This is a genomic window from Methylosinus sp. C49, assembly GCF_009936375.1.
Taxonomy (GTDB): Bacteria; Pseudomonadota; Alphaproteobacteria; order Rhizobiales; family Beijerinckiaceae; genus Methylosinus.
Window position 1 is genome coordinate 2,457,880 of sequence record NZ_AP022332.1, and the last position, 22,439, is coordinate 2,480,318.

20 protein-coding genes and 1 tRNA gene are annotated in these 22,439 nt (G+C 67.0%); 3 read left to right on the forward strand and 18 right to left on the reverse strand.

Features of this window, described 5'->3' with window-relative positions; all coding sequences use genetic code 11:
- Window positions 1-221: 221 nt before the first annotated feature.
- The 4 genes from GYH34_RS11635 to GYH34_RS11650 all read right to left on the reverse strand — a co-directional run bounded on the left by GYH34_RS11635 (window position 222) and on the right by GYH34_RS11650 (window position 2,936).
- Entirely contained in the window at window positions 222-440 is a 219-nt protein-coding gene (locus tag GYH34_RS11635) for a DUF465 domain-containing protein (protein ID WP_161913720.1), read from the reverse strand.
- 121 nt (window positions 441-561) lie between these two features.
- Entirely contained in the window at window positions 562-1,155 is a 594-nt protein-coding gene (locus tag GYH34_RS11640) for a hypothetical protein (RefSeq protein WP_161913721.1), read from the reverse strand.
- 10 nt (window positions 1,156-1,165) lie between these two features.
- Entirely contained in the window at window positions 1,166-2,602 is a 1,437-nt protein-coding gene (locus GYH34_RS11645; RefSeq protein WP_161913722.1) for a protein adenylyltransferase SelO, read from the reverse strand.
- A 154-nt stretch (window positions 2,603-2,756) separates the two neighbouring features.
- Complete coding sequence (locus tag GYH34_RS11650; RefSeq protein ID WP_083919220.1) at window positions 2,757-2,936, reverse strand: DUF465 domain-containing protein; 180 nt, start codon at window positions 2,934-2,936, stop codon at window positions 2,757-2,759.
- A gap of 266 nt (window positions 2,937-3,202) precedes the next feature.
- Between GYH34_RS11650 and GYH34_RS11655 the strand changes: the two genes are divergently transcribed.
- Both GYH34_RS11655 and GYH34_RS11660 read left to right on the forward strand, forming a co-directional pair.
- Window positions 3,203-3,277 (forward strand) — tRNA-Val (locus tag GYH34_RS11655).
- 269 nt (window positions 3,278-3,546) lie between these two features.
- Window positions 3,547-4,017 (forward strand): MucR family transcriptional regulator, encoded by a 471-nt coding sequence (locus GYH34_RS11660; RefSeq protein WP_161913723.1) that lies wholly within the window; start codon window positions 3,547-3,549, stop codon window positions 4,015-4,017.
- Window positions 4,018-4,054: 37 nt separating this feature from the next.
- Here the strand turns inward: GYH34_RS11660 and GYH34_RS11665 are convergent, their stop codons facing one another.
- Together GYH34_RS11665 and GYH34_RS11670 are read right to left on the reverse strand one after the other, a co-directional pair.
- Window positions 4,055-6,079 (reverse strand): polysaccharide biosynthesis tyrosine autokinase, encoded by a 2,025-nt coding sequence (locus GYH34_RS11665; protein ID WP_161913724.1) that lies wholly within the window; start codon window positions 6,077-6,079, stop codon window positions 4,055-4,057.
- Between the two features lie 14 nt (window positions 6,080-6,093).
- Window positions 6,094-6,843, reverse strand: a complete 750-nt coding sequence (locus GYH34_RS11670; protein WP_244635065.1) for a metallophosphoesterase family protein — start codon at window positions 6,841-6,843, stop codon at window positions 6,094-6,096.
- 239 nt (window positions 6,844-7,082) lie between these two features.
- Between GYH34_RS11670 and GYH34_RS11675 the strand changes: the two genes are divergently transcribed.
- The gene (locus GYH34_RS11675; protein WP_161913726.1) at window positions 7,083-8,636 is read left to right on the forward strand and encodes a sugar transferase; all 1,554 of its coding nucleotides are present in this window, start codon (window positions 7,083-7,085) and stop codon (window positions 8,634-8,636) included.
- Window positions 8,637-8,643: 7 nt separating this feature from the next.
- Here the strand turns inward: GYH34_RS11675 and GYH34_RS11680 are convergent, their stop codons facing one another.
- From GYH34_RS11680 to GYH34_RS11735, 12 genes are read right to left on the reverse strand one after another with little or no spacing between them, the layout of a single operon-like run.
- The gene (locus tag GYH34_RS11680) at window positions 8,644-9,477 is read right to left on the reverse strand and encodes a glycosyltransferase family 2 protein (RefSeq protein WP_161913727.1); all 834 of its coding nucleotides are present in this window, start codon (window positions 9,475-9,477) and stop codon (window positions 8,644-8,646) included.
- Between the two features lie 25 nt (window positions 9,478-9,502).
- Window positions 9,503-10,669 (reverse strand): glycosyltransferase, encoded by a 1,167-nt coding sequence (locus GYH34_RS11685; RefSeq protein WP_161913728.1) that lies wholly within the window; start codon window positions 10,667-10,669, stop codon window positions 9,503-9,505.
- Between the two features lie 7 nt (window positions 10,670-10,676).
- Window positions 10,677-11,750, reverse strand: a complete 1,074-nt coding sequence (locus GYH34_RS11690; RefSeq protein WP_161913729.1) for a glycosyltransferase family 4 protein — start codon at window positions 11,748-11,750, stop codon at window positions 10,677-10,679.
- Window positions 11,729-13,183, reverse strand: coding sequence for an O-antigen polymerase (locus GYH34_RS11695; RefSeq protein WP_161913730.1), 1,455 nt, complete (start codon window positions 13,181-13,183; stop codon window positions 11,729-11,731). Before GYH34_RS11695 ends, GYH34_RS11690 begins: the two co-directional genes overlap by 22 nt.
- A 5-nt stretch (window positions 13,184-13,188) precedes the next feature.
- A complete protein-coding gene (locus GYH34_RS11700) occupies window positions 13,189-14,415 on the reverse strand; it encodes a glycosyltransferase family 4 protein (protein WP_161913731.1) in 1,227 nt (408 codons plus the stop codon).
- Between the two features lie 13 nt (window positions 14,416-14,428).
- Entirely contained in the window at window positions 14,429-15,301 is an 873-nt protein-coding gene (locus GYH34_RS11705; protein WP_161913732.1) for a glycosyltransferase, read from the reverse strand.
- Window positions 15,298-16,257 (reverse strand): glycosyltransferase, encoded by a 960-nt coding sequence (locus tag GYH34_RS11710; protein WP_161913733.1) that lies wholly within the window; start codon window positions 16,255-16,257, stop codon window positions 15,298-15,300. Before GYH34_RS11710 ends, GYH34_RS11705 begins: the two co-directional genes overlap by 4 nt.
- The gene (locus tag GYH34_RS11715; protein WP_161913734.1) at window positions 16,251-17,420 is read right to left on the reverse strand and encodes a glycosyltransferase; all 1,170 of its coding nucleotides are present in this window, start codon (window positions 17,418-17,420) and stop codon (window positions 16,251-16,253) included. The genes GYH34_RS11710 and GYH34_RS11715 overlap by 7 nt, the downstream gene beginning before the upstream one ends.
- The gene (locus GYH34_RS11720; RefSeq protein ID WP_161913735.1) at window positions 17,417-18,703 is read right to left on the reverse strand and encodes a polysaccharide ABC transporter ATP-binding protein; all 1,287 of its coding nucleotides are present in this window, start codon (window positions 18,701-18,703) and stop codon (window positions 17,417-17,419) included. Before GYH34_RS11720 ends, GYH34_RS11715 begins: the two co-directional genes overlap by 4 nt.
- Window positions 18,703-19,569 carry an ABC transporter permease gene (locus tag GYH34_RS11725; RefSeq protein ID WP_161913736.1) on the reverse strand — a complete coding sequence of 289 codons (867 nt, stop codon included), beginning with the start codon at window positions 19,567-19,569 and terminating at the stop codon, window positions 18,703-18,705. Before GYH34_RS11725 ends, GYH34_RS11720 begins: the two co-directional genes overlap by 1 nt.
- 5 nt (window positions 19,570-19,574) lie before the next feature.
- Window positions 19,575-20,201, reverse strand: coding sequence for a hypothetical protein (locus tag GYH34_RS11730; RefSeq protein WP_161913737.1), 627 nt, complete (start codon window positions 20,199-20,201; stop codon window positions 19,575-19,577).
- Window positions 20,198-22,435 (reverse strand): polysaccharide biosynthesis tyrosine autokinase, encoded by a 2,238-nt coding sequence (locus GYH34_RS11735; RefSeq protein WP_161913738.1) that lies wholly within the window; start codon window positions 22,433-22,435, stop codon window positions 20,198-20,200. The genes GYH34_RS11730 and GYH34_RS11735 overlap by 4 nt, the downstream gene beginning before the upstream one ends.
- Window positions 22,436-22,439 lie beyond the last annotated feature (4 nt).

Genomic DNA, 22,439 nt, shown 5'->3' on the forward strand with positions numbered 1-22,439 from the left:
CCTGCTGCGCTGTTCCGTCGCATCTCGGCTTATTGTATCTCTCTTGGACAGGCATAGGCTCGCCAAAATTGAAAAAAGAACGGCGGAGGACCGTATGGGGAGCGCCCAGGATAGCAAGGAAACCGTGAGGCTCGTGGCGGTCCTCGCGATCGTCGCCATTGTCTCGCTCGCCGTTGTGGTCGGCCTCAGAATGTGGAAATAGCGCGCCGCTTTCGCCCGGATCAGGCGATGATGTCTGGCGTGAGCTGATCTTCCAGAAATGCAACGCGATCGCGCAGCAGCAATTTTCGCTTCTTCAGCCGCTGAATTTGCAGCTGGTCCACGGCGCCGACCGCGAGAAGGGCGTCGATCGCATCCTCGAGGTCTTTGTGCTCGAGCCTCAGTCGCTCGACTTCCAGCCGGATCGCATCGAGTTCGGTTTCGTTCAGCTCATCAACCATTCGCCAACCTGCCCGAGCGCCGCTCGGCGGCGAGTCGTGACACGAGGATTATCGCCTCGCATCATGTTCATCTTCAAGTCCCAATGAGAAGGCGGCGACGCCTTCCCGCGAATTTTCCGTCTCATTCGACCGCGACCGACTTGTCCAGCTCCACGCAGGCGGCGGGGTCCACGCGCTCCAGCTCGAAGACGCGGTTCTGGCGCGTCAGCTCGAGATAGAGGGACTTCTTTCTCTGGTCCGGGCCACGCCAGCCGCTCACGCCCTCGTCCATGTAGAGCGTGACCGAAGCGCCATCCTCGGCGAGATCGATGGGAAATTCGCCGCCTTCCTCGGCCGAGCCCCCGAGGCCGCCGCGCGCCATGCATTGGGCGGCGGCGTCCTTGCGGAACGAGCGGATGAGGCGGGCGCCGTCGACGTCGCGATTGGCCTGTTCGCTCCAGGCGCAGCCGCCGACGACGTAAAAAGCCTTGCCATGGCCCTTGTGGCGAAGCTCGATGCGCAGATCGCGCGCGTCCTCCGGCGTCGTGGCGAGCTCGCGCTGCAGCGACAGCCGCACGGAGACGACGGTCTGACCGGGATGCGCGCGCAGATGCGCTTCGTCATAGCGACGGAAGAAGCAGGCCCCGCTCGGCGGGACCTTGTCGATCAGCAGATTTTTGGCGGCGGCGGCGCTCGAAAGAGCGAGAAACAGAGAGACGCATAGCGAGCGCTTCATTTTCTGAATGTCATCCCCCGGCAGGCGCCTGCGCATAGGCTTCGCGCATCGAAGCGATCTGCGCGACCTTGTCGGCGAGCGCGCTCCAATCGTCGCGCTCCGCGATATGCGCCCAGATCGATTCGACCTCTTCGATCAGCATAGTGCAGGGGACGGGGCGACGAAAATAGGGATGGTCGAGATTGGCGGCGGGCGATGTCTCATGCGCGGCGAGCGCCGCGCGCAGTCCTTGGAATTCCGGCGCGTCATAGGCCGCCGCCTCCGGGCTCGCGGCGGCGCGCTCGCGGCTCGCCATGCCGCCGCGCCAATCGAAGAAGGTCTGCTCATAGGGCGCCTGCGTCTTGCCGAGAAATTCCAGCAATCCTTTGGCGAGCGCGGCGTCCTGCTCGGGATCGTTTGCCGGCAGCAGGCCGAAGCGGTCGAGCAGAGCGAGCTGGAACTCGCGCTGGATGACGGCCTGAAAGCCGCCGAGAATCTGCTCGGCGCGCTGCAGCCCGACATGCGGCAGAATGGTCTCCGCGAGGCGCGTGAGATTCCAGCCGAGCGCGCCCGGCTGACGGCCGAAGGAATAGAGCCCGCTGTCGTCGAAATAGGCCGCGGTGAATTGCGGGTCATAGCGCGGCGCGAAGCGCCACGGCCCATAGTCGAAGCTCTCGCCGGTGATGTTGATATTGTCCGAGTTGAGAACGCCATGGACGAAGCCTGCGGCCATATAGCGCGCCCCGAGCCGCGCCACCCGCGCCACGACGCGCTCCAGAAAAGCGCCGGCCCGGCTTTCCGCCGGCTCGGCGGCCAGCTCGGGAAAATAATTGGCGACGCAATAGTCGATGAGCCGTCCGAGCGCTTCTTGATCGTCGAGATGGGCGAGGCGCTGAAACGTGCCGATGCGAATATGGGAATGGGAGAGCCGCACCAGCACGCTGGAGCGCGTCGGCGAGGGCTCGTCGCCGCGATAGAGCGGCTCGCCGGTCTCGATCAGGCTGAAGCTCTTGGAGGTGTCGACGCCCAGCGCCTCCAGCATCTCTGTGGCGAGAATCTCGCGCACGCCGCCCTTCAGCGTGAGCTTGCCGTCGCCCTGGCGCGACCAGGGCGTGCGGCCCGAGCCTTTCGTGCCGAGATCGAGCAGGCGTCCGTCCTCGGCGTCGCGCAGTTGCGTGAGCAAAAAGCCGCGGCCGTCGCCAATGTCGGGATTATAGGTGCGGAACTGATGGCCGTGATAGCGCAGCGCCAGCGGCTGCGGAAAGCCGCCGGGCAGAGGCTCGAAACGGCCGAGATGGGCGATCCATTCCTCTTCCGTCAGCGTGTCCAGGCCGACGCGCGCCGCCCAGCGCTGATTGCGATAGCGCAGAATATGCTGCGGGAAGCGGGCGGGCTCCACAGGGTCGAAGAAGCCGTCGCCGAGCGTGGCGTGGAGGGTCTCGGCGCGATAGCGCGGGGAAGGGGGCATGGGGGTTCTCGGCTCTCGCTATGGCAGAAAATTCTGCGACCAGAGACGCCGCGAAGCAAGCCGGGCGCCCGCATCGGCCTGGGCTCCATCCACCGCCACAAAAAAAGGCGGAGAGCAGCTCTCCGCCTCGACGCTAGACCTCTATCGCAACTGCTCAGTGCAGGCTGACGCCTTGCCGCAGCTTGTTGATCTCGTCCTTGAGCTGAAGCTTTTTGCGCTTCAATTCGTGGAGCTTCGAATCATCGTATCGGGGATGGTGCTGAACCTGCTCGATCTCTTTCTTGAGCGCCTGATGGCGGCGTTCGAGCTCGACGAGATGGGTCTGTAGCGACATACGGCGCCTCCTTTGGTTGATGACAGAAGGACGACGTCAGTGTGACATGAATTCCAAGGCCCGCAAGGGGCGAAGTCGTCGCGGGGCAATGAATTATTTCGCCCGAAGCCATTGCGCGAGGAAGGAAATCTTAACGTTCGGCGACGCCGGGGCCGCTGTTTTGCGACAGAGCGTGGAAACTGTCGAAGGGCGCTTGCGCCTCGGCCCGACAGCCATTATACGGGCGTCACTCGCGCTGGACGGAGCAAGCATCCGAACGGCGCCGGGGGCGCGTAGCTCAGCGGGAGAGCACTACGTTGACATCGTAGGGGTCACAGGTTCAATCCCTGTCGCGCCCACCATTCTGATCCACCCTACGCACGATCTACTCCGCCGCCCGATGACGAAAACACATCGGGCATTTTTTTGGTCGCGTGGCGTTTCCTTCGTTGCGTGGCCGCGCCGCGGCGATATTCGGCGGAGTTTCTATTTCAATTCGATGTTCCGCGGCCTATATCATCGAAATTGAGCTTGTTACTGGGGCCGAATCTCTCGACGCGGGAAGTCGCCGATTGCAATCGACTTCGATATCGGCTCCAATTGATAAGATTCGACCGCGGAGGAAAAAGCCATGTCCGAAGCCGAAGACAAAGCGCTCGTCGCACAGATACTCTCATCCTATCTTTCAAATAATACTGTTGCGCCTCTCGATCTTCCTTCTGTCATCGCGGCCGTGAAAAAAGCCTTCGGCGGCGCCGACGTCGAGACGTCGAATGCAACGGAGGGCGAGGCCAAGCAGTGGCGGCCTGCCGTTCCTGTGAAGAAATCCGTCACGGCGGATGCGATTTCTTGCCTTTGTTGTGGCGAGCCGTTCAAATCCTTGAAGCGTCATCTTCAGGCCGAGCACAAGCTGACGCCGGAGGCGTATCGCGCCGCCTTCGATCTGAAGAGCGATTATCCGATCGTCGCGCCCAATTACGCTGCGCAGCGCTCGGCTCTGGCAAAATCGCTCGGTCTCGGCCGCAAGCCGTCGGCGAAAGGCGCGGCCGTCGCAAAGAAGCGCGGCGCGCCGGCGCGCGGCAGAGCCGCCGCCGAGGCCTGACAGAAGCCGCGCCGCGGAGATCGCTCGTCGGCGCGTCTCACTCGATATGATAGGCGTCGAAGGCGCCTCCGCCCGCATAGGGCGAATAGGCGTAGGGGCCGTATTTGCGCGCTTTCGCCTCGCTCACCAGATTGAGCGCGACGCCCGCTATTTTGCCGCGATCTGGAAGCCGCTCTATCGCATGGGCGACGACCTCGCGCGACGTCGCGGCCCAGCGAATGACGACGATCGTCTTATCGACGAGGCCCGCGACGACGAGCGGATCGACGACGGGGCCGACCGGCGGCGTGTCGACGATAACGAGATCGAAGCTCCGGCGCAGCGCGCTCATGAGCGTTTTCATCTTTTCTGAGGCGAGCAGATCGGCGGGAGCCTGTATCTCCCCGCCGGCGGGAAGAATCCATATCCCTCGCGTCTCATCGAAGAAGATCGCGGCGACCGGGCTCGCCGAGCCGATGAGCAGTTCCACCAGGCCGGACCTCTCCTCGGCGCGAAAGAGCCGAGATGCGGCGCGGCGGCGCAGGTCTGCGTCGATCAATAACGTGCGCAGGCCGGACTGCGCGGCCGAGACGGCGAGCGCGGCGGCGATCGTCGTCGTTCCTTCTCCCGGAACTGCGGAGGCCAGCTGAATCAGCACGGGGGGATCGTCCACAGCGCTCATGGCGATGGCGTGGCGCAACGCGCGGAGCGCCTCGCTGGCGCGCGACAGAGGTTTTGCGCGCACGAGATCGGCGAGGGCGGGAGCGCTCGCGTCGGTTTTCGGAATGGAGCCGAGCAGAGGCAGACCGAGCCCCGTCTCGATCTGCGCGATCGTCGTGAATCCGGTGTCTTTCAATTCGCAGGCATAGGCGACGCCGAGCCCGAAGACCGCGCCGAGCGCCAGCGCGATCAGCAATGTCTGCTGCGCGTCGGGCCAGGACGGGGCGTTCGGCGCGAGCGCCGGCGATATGATTCGCGCGTCGCGCGGCTCGAATTTGGCTTGCTCCTCCACCAGGCGCGCGCGGCGCATCGTCTCGTCGAGCAGCTTGCGATCGGCGGCGGCGGCGCGCTCCAGCTCGCTTCGCCGCACGAGGCGCTCCTTGTCGCCTTCCTCCGCTTCGGAAATCTCGCGCAATGCCGTCGTCGCGGCGTCGCTGCTTTTTTCCGCCAGCTCCAGTTCCTGGCGCGCGCTGGCCGCGAGGCGTCGCCGCTCGGCCTCGATGGCGCGCTCGACATCGGCTTTCTCGGCGCGCAGCGCGATCACGGAAGGATGCGCCGGCGTATAGCGGGCGCGCAGCTCCGCCTCGCGACGGGAGAGCTGGTCGCCGCGTTGGCGAAGCTCGTCGAGCGCTCCGCCGAGCGCGGGCGGCGATCCCAACGCGATTTGCGCCCTGCGTTCCGCCGCCTCCGCCCGGGCCTCCGCCGCGCGCTGCGCGATGGCGGTCTGCTGCTTCGCCGGCGTGGCAGGGGCGTAGGCGGCGCGAAACCGCGCCAGCGCCTCCTCGGAGGCGCGCAATTGCCGTTGCAGCGCGACGAGCCGCTCGGCGAGCCAGGCGGAGGCGCGCCGCGCCGCCTCGAGCCGCGTGTCCAGCCGGTCGACCACGAAGGCGTCGGCGATCGCGTCCGCGAGCCGCGCCGCTTTCGCCGGATCTGTGGAGGTGACGGCGATCTTTATCACCGGCGAGTAGCGCAGCTGGGCGACGGAGAGAGCGCTCCGCAAGCGCTCGAGCGCCGCGGCGCCGAATTCGGGATCGTCGGCCAGCCTTTCCCGCTCCACGACGCGCCGCAGCAGCGCCGCCGATCTCATGACGGCGATGTCGCTCTTCATCGTCTGCCGATTGATCGGCGCTCGCGCCAAAATCGCATCCGCGCCGATCGAGCGATCCGGCCGCATCTCGATCAGCAATTGCGCGGAGGCCGTGTAGCGCGGCGTCGCCATTGCCAGGAAGGCCGCGCCGGCGAAGAGGGCGAGCATCGTCGCGCCGAGCAGCGGCGGCCAGCGCCGGCGGAGGAATTGCGCTGCGGCGCGAAGCTTGCGGCTGCGCGCATCGAGCCAGAACGCCGTCGTCGATCGCTCGCGCATCGCTCGCGGCGCGATCAGAAGCGGTCCGCGAAAAGCATGCGGCGGCTATCGCCCTCGAGCACGACAGCGGTGAGCACCGAGGTCGCGAAAGCTCCCGTGTCGACATTGATGCGATTGGGCTGAATGTCCGGCTCGGAGACGGGCGTATGGCCGTGGACGATCACTTTCCCCCAACCGCCCTCGAAGCTGAGAAACTCCTCGCGGATCCAGAGCAGATCTTCGGCCTTCTGCTGGGCGAGCGGCACGCCGGGCTTCACGCCCGCATGGCAGAAGAAATAGTCGCCGAAGCTCGCCGTCAGCGTCGTCTCCAGCATGAATTGCAGATGGTGATCCGGGAGCCGCGCCGTCAACGCGCGGCGCGCCTCCTCGTAATTGCGGCCGCGCATGACGGAGGAGACGTCCACCCCATAGGAATGCAGCGTCTCCACGCCTCCGAACTTGCGCCAGCCCTCGAGCACGGATTCGTCCTCGAGGAAGCGCAGAAAAATCTCCTCGTGATTGCCGCGCAGCGCGATGAAGGGCGTCGGAAAATCGCGTCGGCTCAGCCATTCGACCACGGTCGATGATTGCAGGCCGCGATCGACATAATCGCCGAGGAAGATCGTCAGCGTCTCCGCCGGCGCAGTGTCGAGCTCCGCCTCGATCCGCCGCGCGAGCGTGTCGAGCAGATCGGCACGGCCGTGAATGTCGCCGACCGCATAGATGCGCAAATTAGCAGGTAGTACGGCCGGAAGCCCGGTCTGCAAAGCCTGAAATTGCGTCAATCGCGAAATTGTCATCTCACCGGCCCGGTCCCCGTCGCGCCCCGAGTTTCGACGTGACGGATCGCAAGTCTAGAGCATATCGCCCGCCGACGAAATCGCGAGAGGCCGCGTTTCGTTGCCCTTTTATGCGCGCGCGGAATCGAGCGAGCCCCATTGTTGACATATTATCTCGCCTATGCTCAAGATCGAGCAGGCGGCTTTTGGTGTAAATTACTGTTTACGCTGGGAATATTTTCAATATGAGGGTAGCGTCGCCGACATCCAGGGATCGAAGCGCGTTTCGTCTCCAGCTGGCCGATATCGGCTGGGCGGCGGCTGCGCCTTTCATCGCACTCGCCCTGCGCGACCCCCAGCTGCTCGACATCGGCGATTTCGCGCGCGACATGCCCGCGCCCTATCGCTACGCCTTCCTTTCCATCGCCTGCACGCTGCTGGTCATGTGGGGCTTCCGCCTCAGCGACCGGATGGGGCAGTTTTTCTCGCTGCGCGACGCTGTCGATGTCTGCGTCGCCTCGGCCTGCGCCGTCGCCGCGAGCAGCGTCGTTCTGTTCACGCTCACGCGGCTCGAGGGCGTACCGCGCTCCACGCCGCTTATCTATGTCCTCGTCCTTGCCGCCGGCCTCATCGCGATCCGGGGAATGACGCGGCTGCATCACCGCGAGGTCTGGCGCAGGGAGCTCGAGGCCGACATCGCCGATCCGTCGGTGGCGTTGCGGCGCGTGATCCTGATCGGCGTTGATCGCTTCGCCTCGGTGGCGATCAAGCTCATCGACTATCAGCTGCCGCGGACGACGCAGATCGTCGCCGCGCTGGACGCGCGGCCTTCCTTCGTAGGGCGCAAGGTCGGCGGCGTCTCGATCGTCGCTCTGCCGCAGGACATTGGCGCGGTGCTCGACGAATATGCCGAGCATGGCGTCGAGATCGACGAAGTGTGGCTCGCCGACGACAAGGAGGCCTTGCCGGCCGAGCTGCTGAAGGATGTCGCCGCGCAATGCGACGCGCGCGGCTGCGATTGCGTCCCCATTGCGGAAGCGCTCAATCTCGCCCCGCGGCTGGCGCGGCCGGAGACGCGGCTCGGAGGGCCGTCGGACGGGCGTTTCGACACGCCGGATTATTTCGGCTCCAAGCGCGTGATCGATCTTCTGGCGACGAGCCTGCTGCTCGTCTTCGCCGCGCCGATGGCGCTGATCGTGGCTTGCGCCATTGTCATCGACGTCGGCGCGCCCATCGTTTTCTGGCAGCAGCGGGTGGGGCGCAATGGCGAGCGCTTCTTCGTCTATAAGTTTCGCACCTTTCGGCCGCCCTTCGACCGCCATGGCCGCCGCGTGCCCAAGGAACGGCGCCTGTCGAGGATCGGCCGCGCCATCCGCGCCGCCCGGCTGGACGAGATTCCGCAGCTCTACAATGTTATTATCGGCCATATGTCGCTGATCGGCCCGCGCCCTCTGCTGCCGGTGGATCAGCCGGCCGATCCGCGGCGGCGGCTCAGCGTGCGGCCCGGCGTCACCGGATGGGCGCAGATCAAGGGCGGAACGCTGGTCTCGCCCGAGGAGAAGAACGCGCTCGACGTCTGGTATATTCGTCACGCCTCGTGGCGGCTCGATCTGGCCATTGTCTTCGGCACGCTCGCCATCGCCTTCACCGGGGAGCGGCTGAATCGCGCCGCGGTCGATCACGCGACCCGCTGGTATCGGCGCGAGTTCGAAGGCGCGCGGGGCAGGGCGGAGACGGTCGGCCTGCGGCCGCAAGGACGCGTGAAATCGCCGACGCTGGCGCCGGGACGATCGATCTGAGGAGCCGCTACCGGACTTGCTCTCGCTCGGCGGCCCGCTGCGGCGCCGGTGCGGTCTTGGTCGGCGGGGTCATCCGCTTCTCCAGCGCCATCAAGGCGAGAATCGACTCCGCGACGAGCCTCTGCAGCGCGTAATAGAGGCCGGCGCGGCCATCGAGAAACAGGCCCTTGGCGAAATAGGCGTAGAGGAAGACGACGATCGGCGCCAGCGGCGGAAGGCTGCGCAGACGACGGATCAGCGAGGGCGGCTCGTCGGCGTCCAGCCGCTCGACCTCGCGCGACATATAGCGAATTTGCGAGGCGACGAAGCGCGCCGTGGATTTGCGATCGTCATGGGTGATCTTGCCCGCGAGCGTCTCGATCGGACCATCGACGCGCCAGCCCTCGGCATGGCCGCGATCATAGACGGAAAAACGCCCGCGGCGCAGCAGCGCGGCTTTCGGCGGATAGAGCGAGCCGCTCAGCGGTCGGCCGAAAATCTCATAATCGAAGCCGATCTCATAGGCCGCGACATCTGGCCCCGGCCGCAGCGCGCGCAATTCCGCGATGAGCGCGTCGCCGAGGCGATAATCGGCGTCGAGACGCAAGATCCATTCGGTGGCGACGCCTGTCTGCGTCATGGCGAAGCGCCATTGGCTCGCATGATTGTCGAAAGGCCGTGAGACGACACGCACGCGCGCATCGGCGCGCAGGATCGCCAGCGTTCGATCGGCGCTGCCGCTGTCGACGACGACGATGGACCTTGCCCAGCGCAGCCGCGACAAGGTGCGAGCGATGTTCGGCTCCTCGTCATGGGTGAGGAGAACCGGGGTGATCCGATCCAGCAGGGAAGGGCGGGTCATATTACGGGACGCCTCGCAGGGAAGATTACCGTAGCACATCTTCGTAATGCGCGACCATTTCCGCTGCGATGGCGGTCCAGCTCCATCGCTTCTCGACAGCGGCGCGTCCCCGCGCGCCCATCTCCTCGGCGGCGCGGGCGTCCGATGCGATGATCGCGAGCCCGCGCGCGATAGAGCCGGCCTCCGGCGCGACGACGACGCCCGCGCGCTCGGCCGCGACCGCCTCGGCGACGCCGGCCGTGCGGGAGACGACGACCGGCCGGCCATGCGACATGGCCTCGAGCGCGACATTGCCGAAATTCTCATTGAGCGAGACGAGCGCGAGACAGGTGCAGGCGCGATAGAGCGCCGAGCGGTCCGGCTCGCCGATCTGCCGCGCGATGATCGTCACGCGCCCGCTGACGCCGAGCCGCGCCGCGAGGCGCGCCAGATCCCCCGCCTGGCCATGCTCGTCATTGCCGGCGATGACGCAGCGCAGATCGGGCGTTAGAGCGACGGCCTCGATCAGCGCCGCGAGATTTTTCTTCCAGTCGATGCGTCCGAAGGCGAGGACAAAAGGACCGCCGGTGATGGCCGTGGCGACATCCCCGGTGATATTCTGCTCTGCTCGCAGGTCTGCGGCGTCGACGCCATGGCCGATGACGGCCAGAGGCGGCAGATCGAAGCGGAAGGCGCGCAGATCCTCGGCCTCGCGCCGCGAGGCGAGATGGAGCGCCGCCGCCTCGCGAATGGTGCGGCGCTCGAACAGAGCGATCCAGGCGGATTTGACGAGCGCGCTCTTGGCGCGCACCAGCGAGGCGACCAGCATTCCATGCGGCGAGAGCACATAGGGAGCGCCGCGGCGCCTCGCGATGCGCGCCGCCGCCAATGTCGGCCACAGAAAGACGGAATGGAGATGCAGAATATCGAAATCCGCCGCATGGCGCCGCAGCGCTGCGCCCATAGCGGGGGACCGATAGAGGCGTCGCCCGAGGCCGGTGGCGAAATAGGTGACGCCGACGCCGTCGAGATCGACGCGCGCGCCGAGCGGCGTCGGCGTGACGCCAGGGCCGTCGACATTGGTCGTATAGACCTCGACCGTATGGCCGAGCGCCGCTTGCGCCTTGGCGAGCCCATGCACGGCGTGGATCGTGCCGCCATAGCGGACTGCCGGCAGATAGGTGGGCGTGACATGGAGGATGCGCAGTCTCATGCCTCCGTCAGCGCACGTCGGCGAGGCAGCCGAGCATCGCCTCGAGCAGCCGCTCGCATCCGGCCTCGACGCGATAGTCGCGGCTCTGCGCGCGGCCATTCGCGCCCATGGCGCGCAGCCGCACGATCGGCGTGCGTGCGATCTCGCGCAGCGTCCGCTCGAGCGCCGCGGCGTCGCCGGCGGGGATCAGCCATCCATTTTCCGCGGTGACGCGCTCGACCGCCGCGCCGGTCCGATCGCTCGCCAGCACGGGCATGCCGGCGGCCATGCCCTCGATGACGACGAGCCCCCAGCCATCGTGACGTGAGGGCGCGACCAACGCATCGGCGCGGGCGTAGATCTGCGGCAACGCTTCCATTTGAGCGAAGCCGATGCGCTCGATGCGATCTGGAAAGCGCAACGCCAGCCGCTCCACATCCGCGCGCAGCGGCCCGTCGCCGACGAAAGCCGCCTCGAGCGCGACGCCATCGGCGAGCATTCGCTCGAGAGCGGCGAGAAGGAGATCGACGCCTTTGCGCGCGATCAGCGCGCCGGAAAACAATAGACGGGGCGCGCGGGGCTCGGCGTCGCCGCGCTCGATCGCCAGAAAGCCAGTGAGATCGGATGTATAGGGGAGGTTTCGATAGGGCCGTCGCGGGCCGAACTCGCGCCGATAGGAAGCGACGGCCATCTCGCCCATGCCCCACATTTCGGCGGCGCTCGCGTGAAAGGCGCGCATGGCCCAGCGCCGATAGAGCGCGCCGAGAAGGGGCGGCGCCTGATAGCCGAAGCGCTCCCCCCAGAACGCGAAAGGACGGCCGGACGCAAAGCGCAGCTTCAGCAGCCGCTGCACGACCGGATGACGATAGAGGCCGAAAACGCAAAGGTCGCTGTCGCGCATCCATTGCGCGAGGCGCTCGAAAGGCGTCTCGCCGCAGCAGGCGTGCTCATGCGCCAGCGTCGGCGCGCGCCATTCGCGATCGGGTGCGCGCATGCGCTCATAGATCACACGCAGCGCGATCCGCCCATCCGCGGCGAGGAGATCGAACAGGCGCGCCTGATAGGGCGAGGGCATGTTGGTCACGATGACGACGGTTCGCATCTCTGCTCGCTATCGTCTCGGGCGGGGGGCTCCGTTGCGCCGGGTCGGGCGTTGGATTTCTTGGAGGTGACGAGGCTGACGACCGTCCATGCGAGCACGGCGTAGGTCATCAGAATGATCTCCTGCATCGAGCGCATGCCGACGAAGAACACCATTAGGCCGAGGCAGTAGAGAACGCGGGCGTTCTCGCTGCGCTCGCGCAGCAGAGCCGTCCAGGAGGCCGCCGCCCAGCCGAGCAGTAGCGCGCCGAGGATGACGGCCGCGAGCCCATAGGAGGCGTAGAGCTCGCCGATGATCGAGCTGGAGAGAGAGACGTCGGATTTGCCGACCAGCCCAGGCAGGCTGAAGCCGGCGTCGATCGGCTTGTCCGGCCATAGCGCGCGCGGAATGGGACGCACCAGCACGTAATAAATCTGCTTCCAGCCGACATATTCGACGACATCGGGGAAATAATGAATGATCTGGGCGAGCCGCAGGAAATTGTCGTCGACATGAAACTGGCCGGCGAACTCGAAATCCTCGAGGCCGACGTCGCCGCTCAGAAAGCCGTCGAGCCCGACATTGCGGATCAGCAGGATGAATTGCAGCAGGCTCAGCACGCCGATCGCGCCGCCGGCGACGATCGCGGTCCGCACGATGGAGAAGCGCTCCTTCAAGATCATCCACAGCAGCAGGCCGGAGCCGAGCATCATGCCGATGATCCGACGGCCGCCGCTCTGCGCGATGAAGGCGCAGACGATTGTCGTGAGCAGAACGGAAATCCAGACGCGCGGATCGGCCCAGCGCGCCTTGGCGCGCGTCGCCACCAGCACTGTGGCCGCCGGCAGCACATAGCCGAAATAGGCGAGATGATCGATGAAGGCGTCCCAGCCGCCGAGATCGCCGCGCGACCAGGGCGCAGCGAAGCGCGGCTGAAACAGCCCGTCGATCATCCGCGCCGGATCGAATCTCGCCGGAATGCCATAGGAGGAGATGCATAGAGCAAAGCAGAGGCAGACGGCGATGAAGGCGTTTTGCGCCGGCAGATCGGCCCGCGCGGCGCGCGCGATCGGCCTCGGCGCGCCGATCGTCGGAATGAGCCGTCCGAGCGGGATGAATAGGGCGAAGACGGCGATCGTCTCCAGCGCGGCGATCACATCGTCGCGGCCGAGTTCGTCCAGCGGATAGGCGCCCTGCAACAGATCGAGCAGGATCCAATAGATGATCGCGACGAGGAGAAGATTCTCGGCATGCAGCAGGCCGTGCAGCCCCTCGACCAGAGCGCGCATGAGCGGGATGGCGAGAAGGCTCGTCGCCAGAACCGCCGCCGGCAGGAACATGGCGCCCTGCGGCGCGTAGTCGATCGGCGTCAGCGCGACGGCGAGGACGCCCCCGGCGCCGATGATGGCCGAGCCGGCGAGCGCGACGCCGGCGTCGCCGGGAAGCGGCCGCATGACCGCTAGGCTCCCGCGGCCGAGTTGCGCCGGCGCAGCGCTTCGCGTCCGGTCTCGCGCAGCTGCGCGATCACCGCCTCGGGCGTGAAATCGGCGGCGCGGGAGATCGCGCGGGCCGACATAGCGGCGAGGCGCTGCGGATGACGCAGCGCCCAGAGCAGCGCGTCGCGCAGCGATGCGGCGTTCTGATCCGGCAGCAGCAGGCCGCTCGCGCCGTCGAGCACGACGTCGCCGCAGCGCGGCGAGACGATCGCCGGCAGCCCATGCGCCTGCGCCTCGAGCTGGGTGAGCGCGAAGCCGTCGGAATGCGTCGGCAGGACGAACACATGCGCCTTTCGATAGAAGCCCGAGGTCTCGTCGCGCGGAACCTCGCCGAGGAAACGAATATCGGCATAATCCTTTTGGGCGGCGGCGCCCAGCTCGTCGCGTCCGACGACGAGAAATCGGATCGGCTCGCCGCGCAGCATGGCGGCCGCCTCCAGCAGCGTCCGCGCGCCTTTGCGCAGCGAGAAGGCTCCCAGAAAAAGCACTGTGAGCGGATGATCCGCGTCGAAACGCTCGGGGTAATGCCGCGCCGCGCTCGGGCGTTCCGGGCGATACATCAGCGGCGCGATGGCGAGCTTTTCGCGCGGGACGCCCACGGCGATGAGACAGTCCCGCGCCCAGGTGGAATTGACGAGGATCATATCCGCCGTCTCGCATTCCTCGCGCCAGCGGCGCCAATAGGCATCGGGCGGCGCATCCGCTCGCGCGCCATCGCTCTCCGCCAGCGCGGAGATCAGCGCCGCCTCCTGCGGGCCGCCGTCAATCTGGTTCAGTATGGCGGCGAAGCCGCGGCTGCGCGCCGCGCGCAAGCTCTGCGCGGCGGCGTAGCTGTAGCAGATCGCGACGCCGCCGGCCGGCGCGCGCATTCTGTGCAGCCGCGCCGCGGCGAAACGATCGAAGCGCAGATTATCGGCATGGAGGCCGGACCAGTTCGCGCCCGGCGCCAGCCGCGCGACGCTCCGCGAGGCGATGGAGGGGAGCGTGTCGGCGAGGACGCGCGCGCTTTCGAGCCGCGCCGAATAGCGCGCGGCAAGACGGGGGCTCGCGGCGCGCAGCGCGCGGCTCCATGGACGATCGGGCGGCAGCCATATATCGGTGAGGAACGCGCGCAGCAGGCCGCGCTCGTGCAGAGCGGCGGGCAGGGCGTAATGCTCGCGCGCGCCGATCTGACAGACGATCCAATCCATGGGGTCATGCGCGTCAGAAATCGCTCCAGCCTCCTTTGCGCAAGGCGAGCTTGGCGGCGACCGCAGCCTTCGACACGAGGCGCCTGTGCGCGCGCATGCGCCAAAGATGATGCGGGATCATCGCCAGCCCGGCGAGGACGCCGCGCCTGCGTCTCATCCGCAGGCAGAAGAAGACACGATTGGCGATCTGCAGCGCGGCCAGCGGATAGAAGCGCGGCGGATAGCGCAGAAAGGCGAGCAGCGCGATATTGGCGATGCTCGCCGCATTGACGCCCGGCTCGGCGTGATGCGCGAAATCGGAATTGTGGAACACGCGCAGATAGGGCGTGAAGACGAGCCGGCGCCCGCGCTCGATGAGGCGCAGCGCCATATCCTCCTCCTCGACGCCATAGGCGAGCGGCAATGGCAGATAGCCGTCCGCCTCGAGAAGATGGTTGCGCCGAAACACAACGCCGCCGCCATTGAAGCCGCAAGTCTCGCGCAGCGCGCGCCGATCCGGCGCCGGCGTCTCGCCGGGATGGACGATCTGCGACGTCGCCAGCGAAATGTCGGGGAAGCGCGCGAAAATCTCGCCGGCGCGGGCGAAGAAATCCGCGTCCAGCGGATAGGAATCATCGTCGAAAGCGGCGATGAGCGCGTGGCGCGCGGCCGCTGTCATAAGGTTGCGTCCGCCGCCCGGCCCGACGCGCGTCTCGCTGACGATGACGCGCACCGTTGGAAAAGCCGTGCGCACCGCATCGGCGCAGTCATGCCTAGCGGCGTCGACGTGAACGATGATCTCGGCCGGCGGCGGCCGGCAGGCCTCGAGCCGCCGCAGCGTGTCCAATGTCTGCGCGATGCGCGCGAAGGCGGCCACGGTCGCGGTGATGTGCGGCGGCTCGCTCATCGCTCCGCCCATCCGGCGACGATGCGGGCGAGGCCCTTCGCGCGTCCGCGCAATATCTCACGCGAGAGCGGCCCGGCGGCCCCGAGCAGGCGCAGCGTCGAGCCGAGAGATTCGAGAATTGCGTAAGCGGCGATGAGCGAGAGCGCATGCGCGCGCGAGCGCCCGAGCGTGCGGCGCAGGACCACATAGCGATTGAATATGTCGTCCTCGGCGGCGATCCGCGCCGAGACGCGCCCGCCCGGCGCGTGAAAATGCGCGATGCGCGCGCGCGGCGCGAAATAGAGCGCGCCGAAGCGGCGAAGCTTCAAGGAGAGATCGACATCCTCGCTCATCGTGCAGCGATGCAGGAAGAAATCCGAGAAGCCGCCGGCGGCCACATAGGCCGAGCGCCGGATCATCGCCGCGGCGCCGCCGATCCATTCGATCTCGGCGATATCCGCCGGCGCCGGCGAGAAGCCGTAGCGCAGCAGCGGGCCGATGACGCGCCCCTGCCACTCGCCCTCGCCAAAGCCGAGCAGGCGGCGCAGCACGAAACGCCAGACGCGGGTCGGCGGCGGCCAGCCGTCATTGCTCATATTCGCCATCACGCCGACGCTGTCGGCCCGCGACGCGAGCGCGTGGGCGAGCTCGGCGACGCAATCTTTCTCGAGCGCGACATCGTCGTCGAGCAGCAGCAGCAGCGCTCCGCGCGACGCCTCGATCGCGGCGCGGCGCTGTCGCACGGCATTGGGCGGCGAGACGGCGAGGAAGCGGATGGCGAGGCCGCGCGCGCGCCAGAGCGGGTCTTCGGCGACCGCGCGCGTCTCCGCGTCTCCGCCGCCATCGGCGATGATAATCTCGTAGACGCCGAGCGTCTGGGTCGCGATGGTTTCGAGAAGCCGTCGCAGCGATTGCGGGCGGCCATAGGTCGGCACGATCGCGCTGATCGTCGGCGCGGCGTCGCTGGCCTCTAGCATCGCGCTTCTCCGAGCCCGAGCGCCGCCGCGAATTTCGCCTGCGCGCTTCGATAGGAGAAATCGCGGTCGCCCGCATCGCCGGCCGTCTCGCCGAGGCGTCGGCGTAGCAGCGGATCGCGCGCCAATGCCGCGAGCGCGGCGGCGAGCGCCGCGACATCCGGCGTCTCGACATGCAGCAGCGCGTCGCCATTGGCGCGCGACCATTCCGCCGCCGTGCTATCGGGCGGGCCATAGAGAAGAATCGGCAGGCGCGTGAGCGTGTAATCGACGAGCTTGCTCGGAAAGGAGAGGCGCATGGCGCGCTGTTCATTCACGAAAAAGGAGAAGGGAAGAAAGAGAGCGTCGGCGCGCGCCGCCAACTCGGCGAGGAAATCTTGTCCCGCGATCATGCCGCCGATGATCGTCGAGGCGTCGCAAAGACCGATGGATCGCGCCGCCGTCGCGCTGAGCGGTCCGAAGATCAGCAGGCGCCCGCCTATGGCGGCCATGGCCGCCGCCGCGTCGCGCAGCGCCGCGGCGAGGCCCGGCCAATGGACGCTGCCGGCGAATGCGAGCGTGAAGGGACGCTCCGGCCGCGCCTGCGGCGCAGGCGGCGTCGCCTCACGCGCGCGGAACGGCGGCAGCACATGGCCCGGCGCGCCGTAGCGGGTGGCGTAGTCCTCCGCCATTCGCGCCGAGATGCAGAGCCGCGACGCCGCGCCGCGATAGACCGCGCCGAAATAGCGATCGCGCGCGCGTTCATGCGCCGCGTTGCGCAGAGCGGTGCGCGGCCAATCATCATGCATGATGAGATGCAGCGGCAGGCCGCGCCGCGCCGCAAAGGCCGCCGCCGCGCGCCAGGAATGATGCTGTCCCACAGTGACGATGGCGTCCACGCGCCAATCGCCGACGCGCCGCTGCACGCGCGACGCGTCATAGGGGGCGAAGCGCTCGACCGCCGCCTCGAAATAGGGCGCGAAGCGTGTGACTTGCAGGCGCGGCGGCTCGCGCGTCAATCCCGCATAGCGCACGCCCGGCAGGCGGCGAGCCGGGTCGGAGGAACCGAGATAGCCCTCGATGATGCGCAGATTTTCAGCAGGCCACGACTCCAAGAGCCGATACAGAAACAGCGAGCCGTGACAGGAGCGCTCGACCGGCGCGCAGCCGCAATAGAGGAGATTCATGCGCGCCTCTCGCCGAGCCGCGCGAGCTTGGGAGGCGTTGTCGAGGGCAGGGCGACGAAGCCGAATCCGAAGGATTGCCTGAAGTCCCAGCTGCCGCCGCTGACATTGGAGAATGGCGTCTCGAAGGCGATCGCCTCATAGACTTGGTGGTCCCAATTCACCATCGTCACCGCCGTGGCGACATCGATGCAATAGTGTCCCGAGGCGAGATGGATCGGCGCGGCCTCTATCGTCAGCTCATAGCAACCGGGCTCGGCGGGCAGCGACATGGCGTCGAAATGGCTCAATGACCAGAGCGCGATGCGCGCGCGCTGCGCATTGGCGAGAAACACATCGACGGACAGGCCCGGCGTTCCGTCCGTGTCGAGAATAATGCGCAGCCGCAGCGGCGTTCCCGGCAGATAGACGCGCGTCGGGCCGTCGTCGCCGATCATCTCGACCGAACGTATGCGCGTATGCGCGCCGGCGCCCCAATCATGCTCGGCCTCGTCGGCGCCGCCGTCCTGCTGCAGGCTTCCATAGGCGGCGATGGCCTCGTCCACGCCACCCTGCAGCGCCAGCCGCCCGCGATCGAGGACGAGCCCGCTCGTCGCGAGACTCTTTACCGCCGCGAGATTATGGCTGACCAGCAGAACCGTGCGGCCGTCACGGCGCGAGACCTCGTCGATCTTGCCGAGGCATTTTTGCTGAAAGCGCGCGTCGCCGACGGCGAGCACCTCGTCGACGACGAGAATGTCCGGCTCGAGATGAGCCGCCACGGCGAAGGCGAGGCGCACATACATTCCGCTCGAATAATGCTTCACCGGCGTGTCGATGAAGCGTTCGATCTCGGCGAAGTCGACGATGGCGTCGAAGCGCTTTGCGATATCGGCGCGGCGCATTCCGAGAATGGCGCCGTTGAGAAAGATATTCTCGCGACCGGTGAGCTCGCCGTGAAACCCCGTGCCCACCTCCAGCAGGCTGGCGACGCGGCCCTGGAGCGTCATGCGGCCTCGCGTCGGATCGGTGATGCGCGAGAGAATTTTCAGCAGAGTGGATTTGCCGGCGCCGTTGCGGCCGATGACGCCGACGATCTCGCCTTCGGCGATCTCGAAGGAGACGTCGCGCAGCGCCCAGAAGCGCGTGTCCGCCTCCGCCGCGCGCGGACCGCGGCGCAGCCGCGCGAAAGGCGCGGCTGCCGCCTCCATCAGCGTCTCGCGCAGCGTGCGATAGGCGCCTGTCTGTTGGCCGATGCGATAGAGCTTGGACACGCCCTCGGCGCGGATCGCGATTCCGCCGCGCATCACACGATATCCGCGAAGCCGCGCTCTACGCGCGCGAAATAGGCGACGCCGAGGCAGAAGATCACCAGCGCGGAAAGGCCGGAGACGACGACGCCGAAGGCGTCCGGCGGCGAGCCGATGAGCGCGTGGCGGAAGCCGTCGATCATGCCGGCCATGGGATTGAGGAAATAGAGCCAGCGCCATTCCGCCGGAACGAGGGAGACAGGATAGGCGACCGGCGAGGCGAACATCCAGAATTGGATGAGAAAGGGCACGACATGGCGAAAATCCCGATAGGCCACGGTGAGCGCCGATAGCAGCACGCCGACGCCGAGCGAGGCGATGACGACGCCGAGCAGGAAGAAGGGCGCCACGAGCTGGCTCCAACGCAAGCCGACGCCGTGCCAGGCCATGACCGCGAAGAGCAGCAGAGTGGAGATCGCAAGATCGACGAGCGGCGCGCCCGCGGTCGACAGCGGGATCAGCAGGCGCGGGAGATAGACTTTGGTGAGGATATTGGACGCGGCGACGAGCGAGGCGCCTGCGGTCGGCGCGACGTTGGCGAAGAAGGTCCAGGGCAATAGGCCGGCGAGCGCGAAGACGGGGTAGGGCGCGCCATCGGATGGAAGGCCGGCAATGCGCCCGAAGACGATGGAGAGCACGATCATCATCGCCAGTGGCTGCAGCAGCGCCCAGGCGGCGCCGAGCGCGGTCTGCTTGTAGCGCAATGTGAGATCGCGCGCGGCCATGACATAGAGCAGCTCGCGATAGGCGAAGGCCTCGCGGAAATCATAGAGCCGCCAGCCGGGGCGCGCTTCTATGATCGTGATCGGCTTGCGCGCGCGCAGCGCGTCGTCGCTCATCGTGGTCGAGACGCGCTCATCCATTGGGCTTATTTCTCCCTCGGCGCGGTCGTGAGGCCCATTTCCGCGGCGATCGTTTCGCCCGCGGCGCCGGCGCGCAGCAGCGCGTCTCGTATCTCATGCTTGGTCTCGTCCGGCGAGAGATAGGCGATGGAGACGAGCGCCTCGCGATCGGCGCCGGCCGCGCCCTTCCATCCGCCGAGCAGATCATCCACTATGCTTCGGCGCGAGGCGGCGGAGAGCTGCGGCCACAGCGGAATGGCGAAAGCGGCGCGCCGCGCCATCAGCCAGCCCTCATTGCGGCCGACGAGGGCGGACATGAGAAGCGCGCGCTCGATCTTCGCCATCGGCTCTTCCGTCTCGAACCCGGCTTGCGCGAAAGCGAGCCAAGCGCCGCCGGAGAGCGGGGCGCGCGTCAGCAGATTGCGCGCGCGCTCGCGCCGCTCCTCGTCGCTCGCGCCGGAGTCGAGGTCGAGCAGCCGCGCTCGCGCCAATGTTCCGACCATCGGATCGTCGAGGAAAGGCGCGAGAGCTTTTTGCGCCGTCCTCGCCTCGGCGGACAGATCGGCGAGGCCGAATGAGAGGACACGTGCGGCTCCCGCCATGGCGGCCAGGCAGAGAGCGACAATGACGACGGAGGTCGCGATGCGGCTCATTCGGCGTAGTATTTCTTGTAGTAGCGGCCGCCGTAATAATAGGAATAGGCGTGCTTGCCGTATTTCTGCGCCTTGGAGTCGATCACCTGATTGAACACCACTCCGGCGACCTTCTTGTGACCGGACAGACGCTCGATCGAATGCGCCACCATCTCGCGCGCCGTCGACGACCAGCGCACGATGAAGATCACCTTGTCGACGAGATTGGAGATGATGAGCGGATCGACGACCGGCCCCATGGGCGGCGTGTCTATGACGATGAGATCGAATTGCTCGCGCAGGCTCGTGACCAGCGTCCGCAGCCGCTCGGACAAGAGCAGATCGGGCGGGTTCTGCGTTTTGCCGCCGGCCGGGAGGAACCAGAGCTTCAACGTCTCATTGTAGACGAGCGCCGAATGCAGCTCGGCGGCGCCGACCAGGCAATCGACGAGGCCGAGCTTTTTATCGGCGCCGAAATAGCGCGACGCCGAGGGTCGGCGCAGATCGCCGTCGATGACGAGCACCTTTTGTCCCGATTGCGCGGCCGAGCCGGCGAGCGCTATGGCGAGGGTGGATTTGCCCTCGCCGGGAATGGTCGAGGTGAATTGCAGGACCTTGGGCGGATTGTCCACATCGCTCATCTGTATGGCGCTGCGCAATGAGCGCAGCGCCTCGCTGAGACGCGAGAGCGGCTTGGCGAGCGGATATTCGGGAATGGAGACGACGGCGCCGTTCACCGACAGCTCGCGCTGATCCATGCGCGAGATGGAGGCGAGCAGCGGCAGAGCGAGAAAATCCTCGATCTCGCGCGGCGTCGCGAAGCCGGCGTTGAGCATCTCCAGCGCATAGGCGCCGAGCGTGCCCGCCATAAGGCCGAGGACGAGAGCGACGAGCAGGGATTGAAGCGGCTTGGGCGAGGTCGGCGTGACCGGCGCCAGAGCCGGCGTGATGATGCGGGCGTCGCGCGCCTCGAAGGTCGATTGCTCCTGCGTCACGCGCTCGCGCTGCAGAAAATCCTCGAACAGGCTCTTGTTGACGGCGGCGGTGCGCTCCAGCTCGCGTAGCGTTATGGCCTTCGTATTGTCGAGATCATTGGCGCCGGTCACTTCCCGCAGCGTCTTCTCGATCGCCTCCTGCCGCGCTTTGGCCAGCTCGTGCTCATTGCGAATATTGGCGGCGAGGCGCTGCGACTCGGCGGCGATGGCGCGATGAACGTCGGCGATCTGCGCGCGCAGATTGACGACGGAGGGATGGCTCGGATTGTAGCGCGCGAGCAGCTCCGCCTCCTGGCGCGAGAGGTCGCTCGCCTGTCGGCGCAGCTCCGCGCTGGCGCCGCTGGAGACGTCCGGCAGCTGCGCTATGCCGCCGCCGCGCGCCTCGAGCTTTTGCAGCATGTCGAGCCGCGCCTTCTTTTCTGCCGTCTCCGCTCGCGCCTGCACGAGACGGCCGTTGAGCTGGGCGAGCTGATCCTGATTGAGCGTCGCGCCGGGCGTGGAGCCGCTGAGATTATTCTCGGCGCGAAAGCGAGCCACCGCCTCCTCGGATTCGCGCAGCTGCTGGCGCAGCTCGACGAGGCGATCGGACAGCCAGGCGGAGGCGCGCCGCGCCGCCTCGAAACGCGCGTCGAGCTTGTCGACCACATAGGCGTCGGCGATCGCATTGGCGAGATTTGCGGCCTTTTCCTTGTCCGCGGAGGTGAAGGAGACGTTGATCACATAGGCCTGGCCGGCGCGCGCCACGGCCACCGCCTGCTTGACGTTCTCGACGGTGGCGACCGTCTCGGGCGAGCCGCCGAGCGCGGAGGCGACCGTTCTCGCGGGCGCCTGCTGTGGCGCATTGCGGGAGAGCAGCTCGCGCAGACGGTCGAGGAGACCACCGCCGACGCGGGTGCGCGCGCCGAATTCCGCATCCTCGACGAGCCGCTCCTTCTCCACGACGCGGCGGAGCAGCGCGCTGGATTTGATGATGGCGATCTGGCTCTCGATCGTCGGCAGATCGAGAGCGGCGTCGGTCATGATCGCGTCCTGCCCGCCGGCCTTCTCCTTATGCGGATCGAGCAGCAGCTGCGCCGAGGCGGTGTAGAGCGGCGTCGTGCGCGCCGTCTCGACGGCGGCGACGAGCAGGAACAGCGCCGTCACGCCGGCGATCAGCTTCCACTGACGCCAGACGAAATTGACATAGCCATGGATGTCGAAGCCCGTTTCCGCTTCGGCCGGCGCGGGCGCCTCCCTTTGTGTCTCGAGACGTTTCAGCATCGAA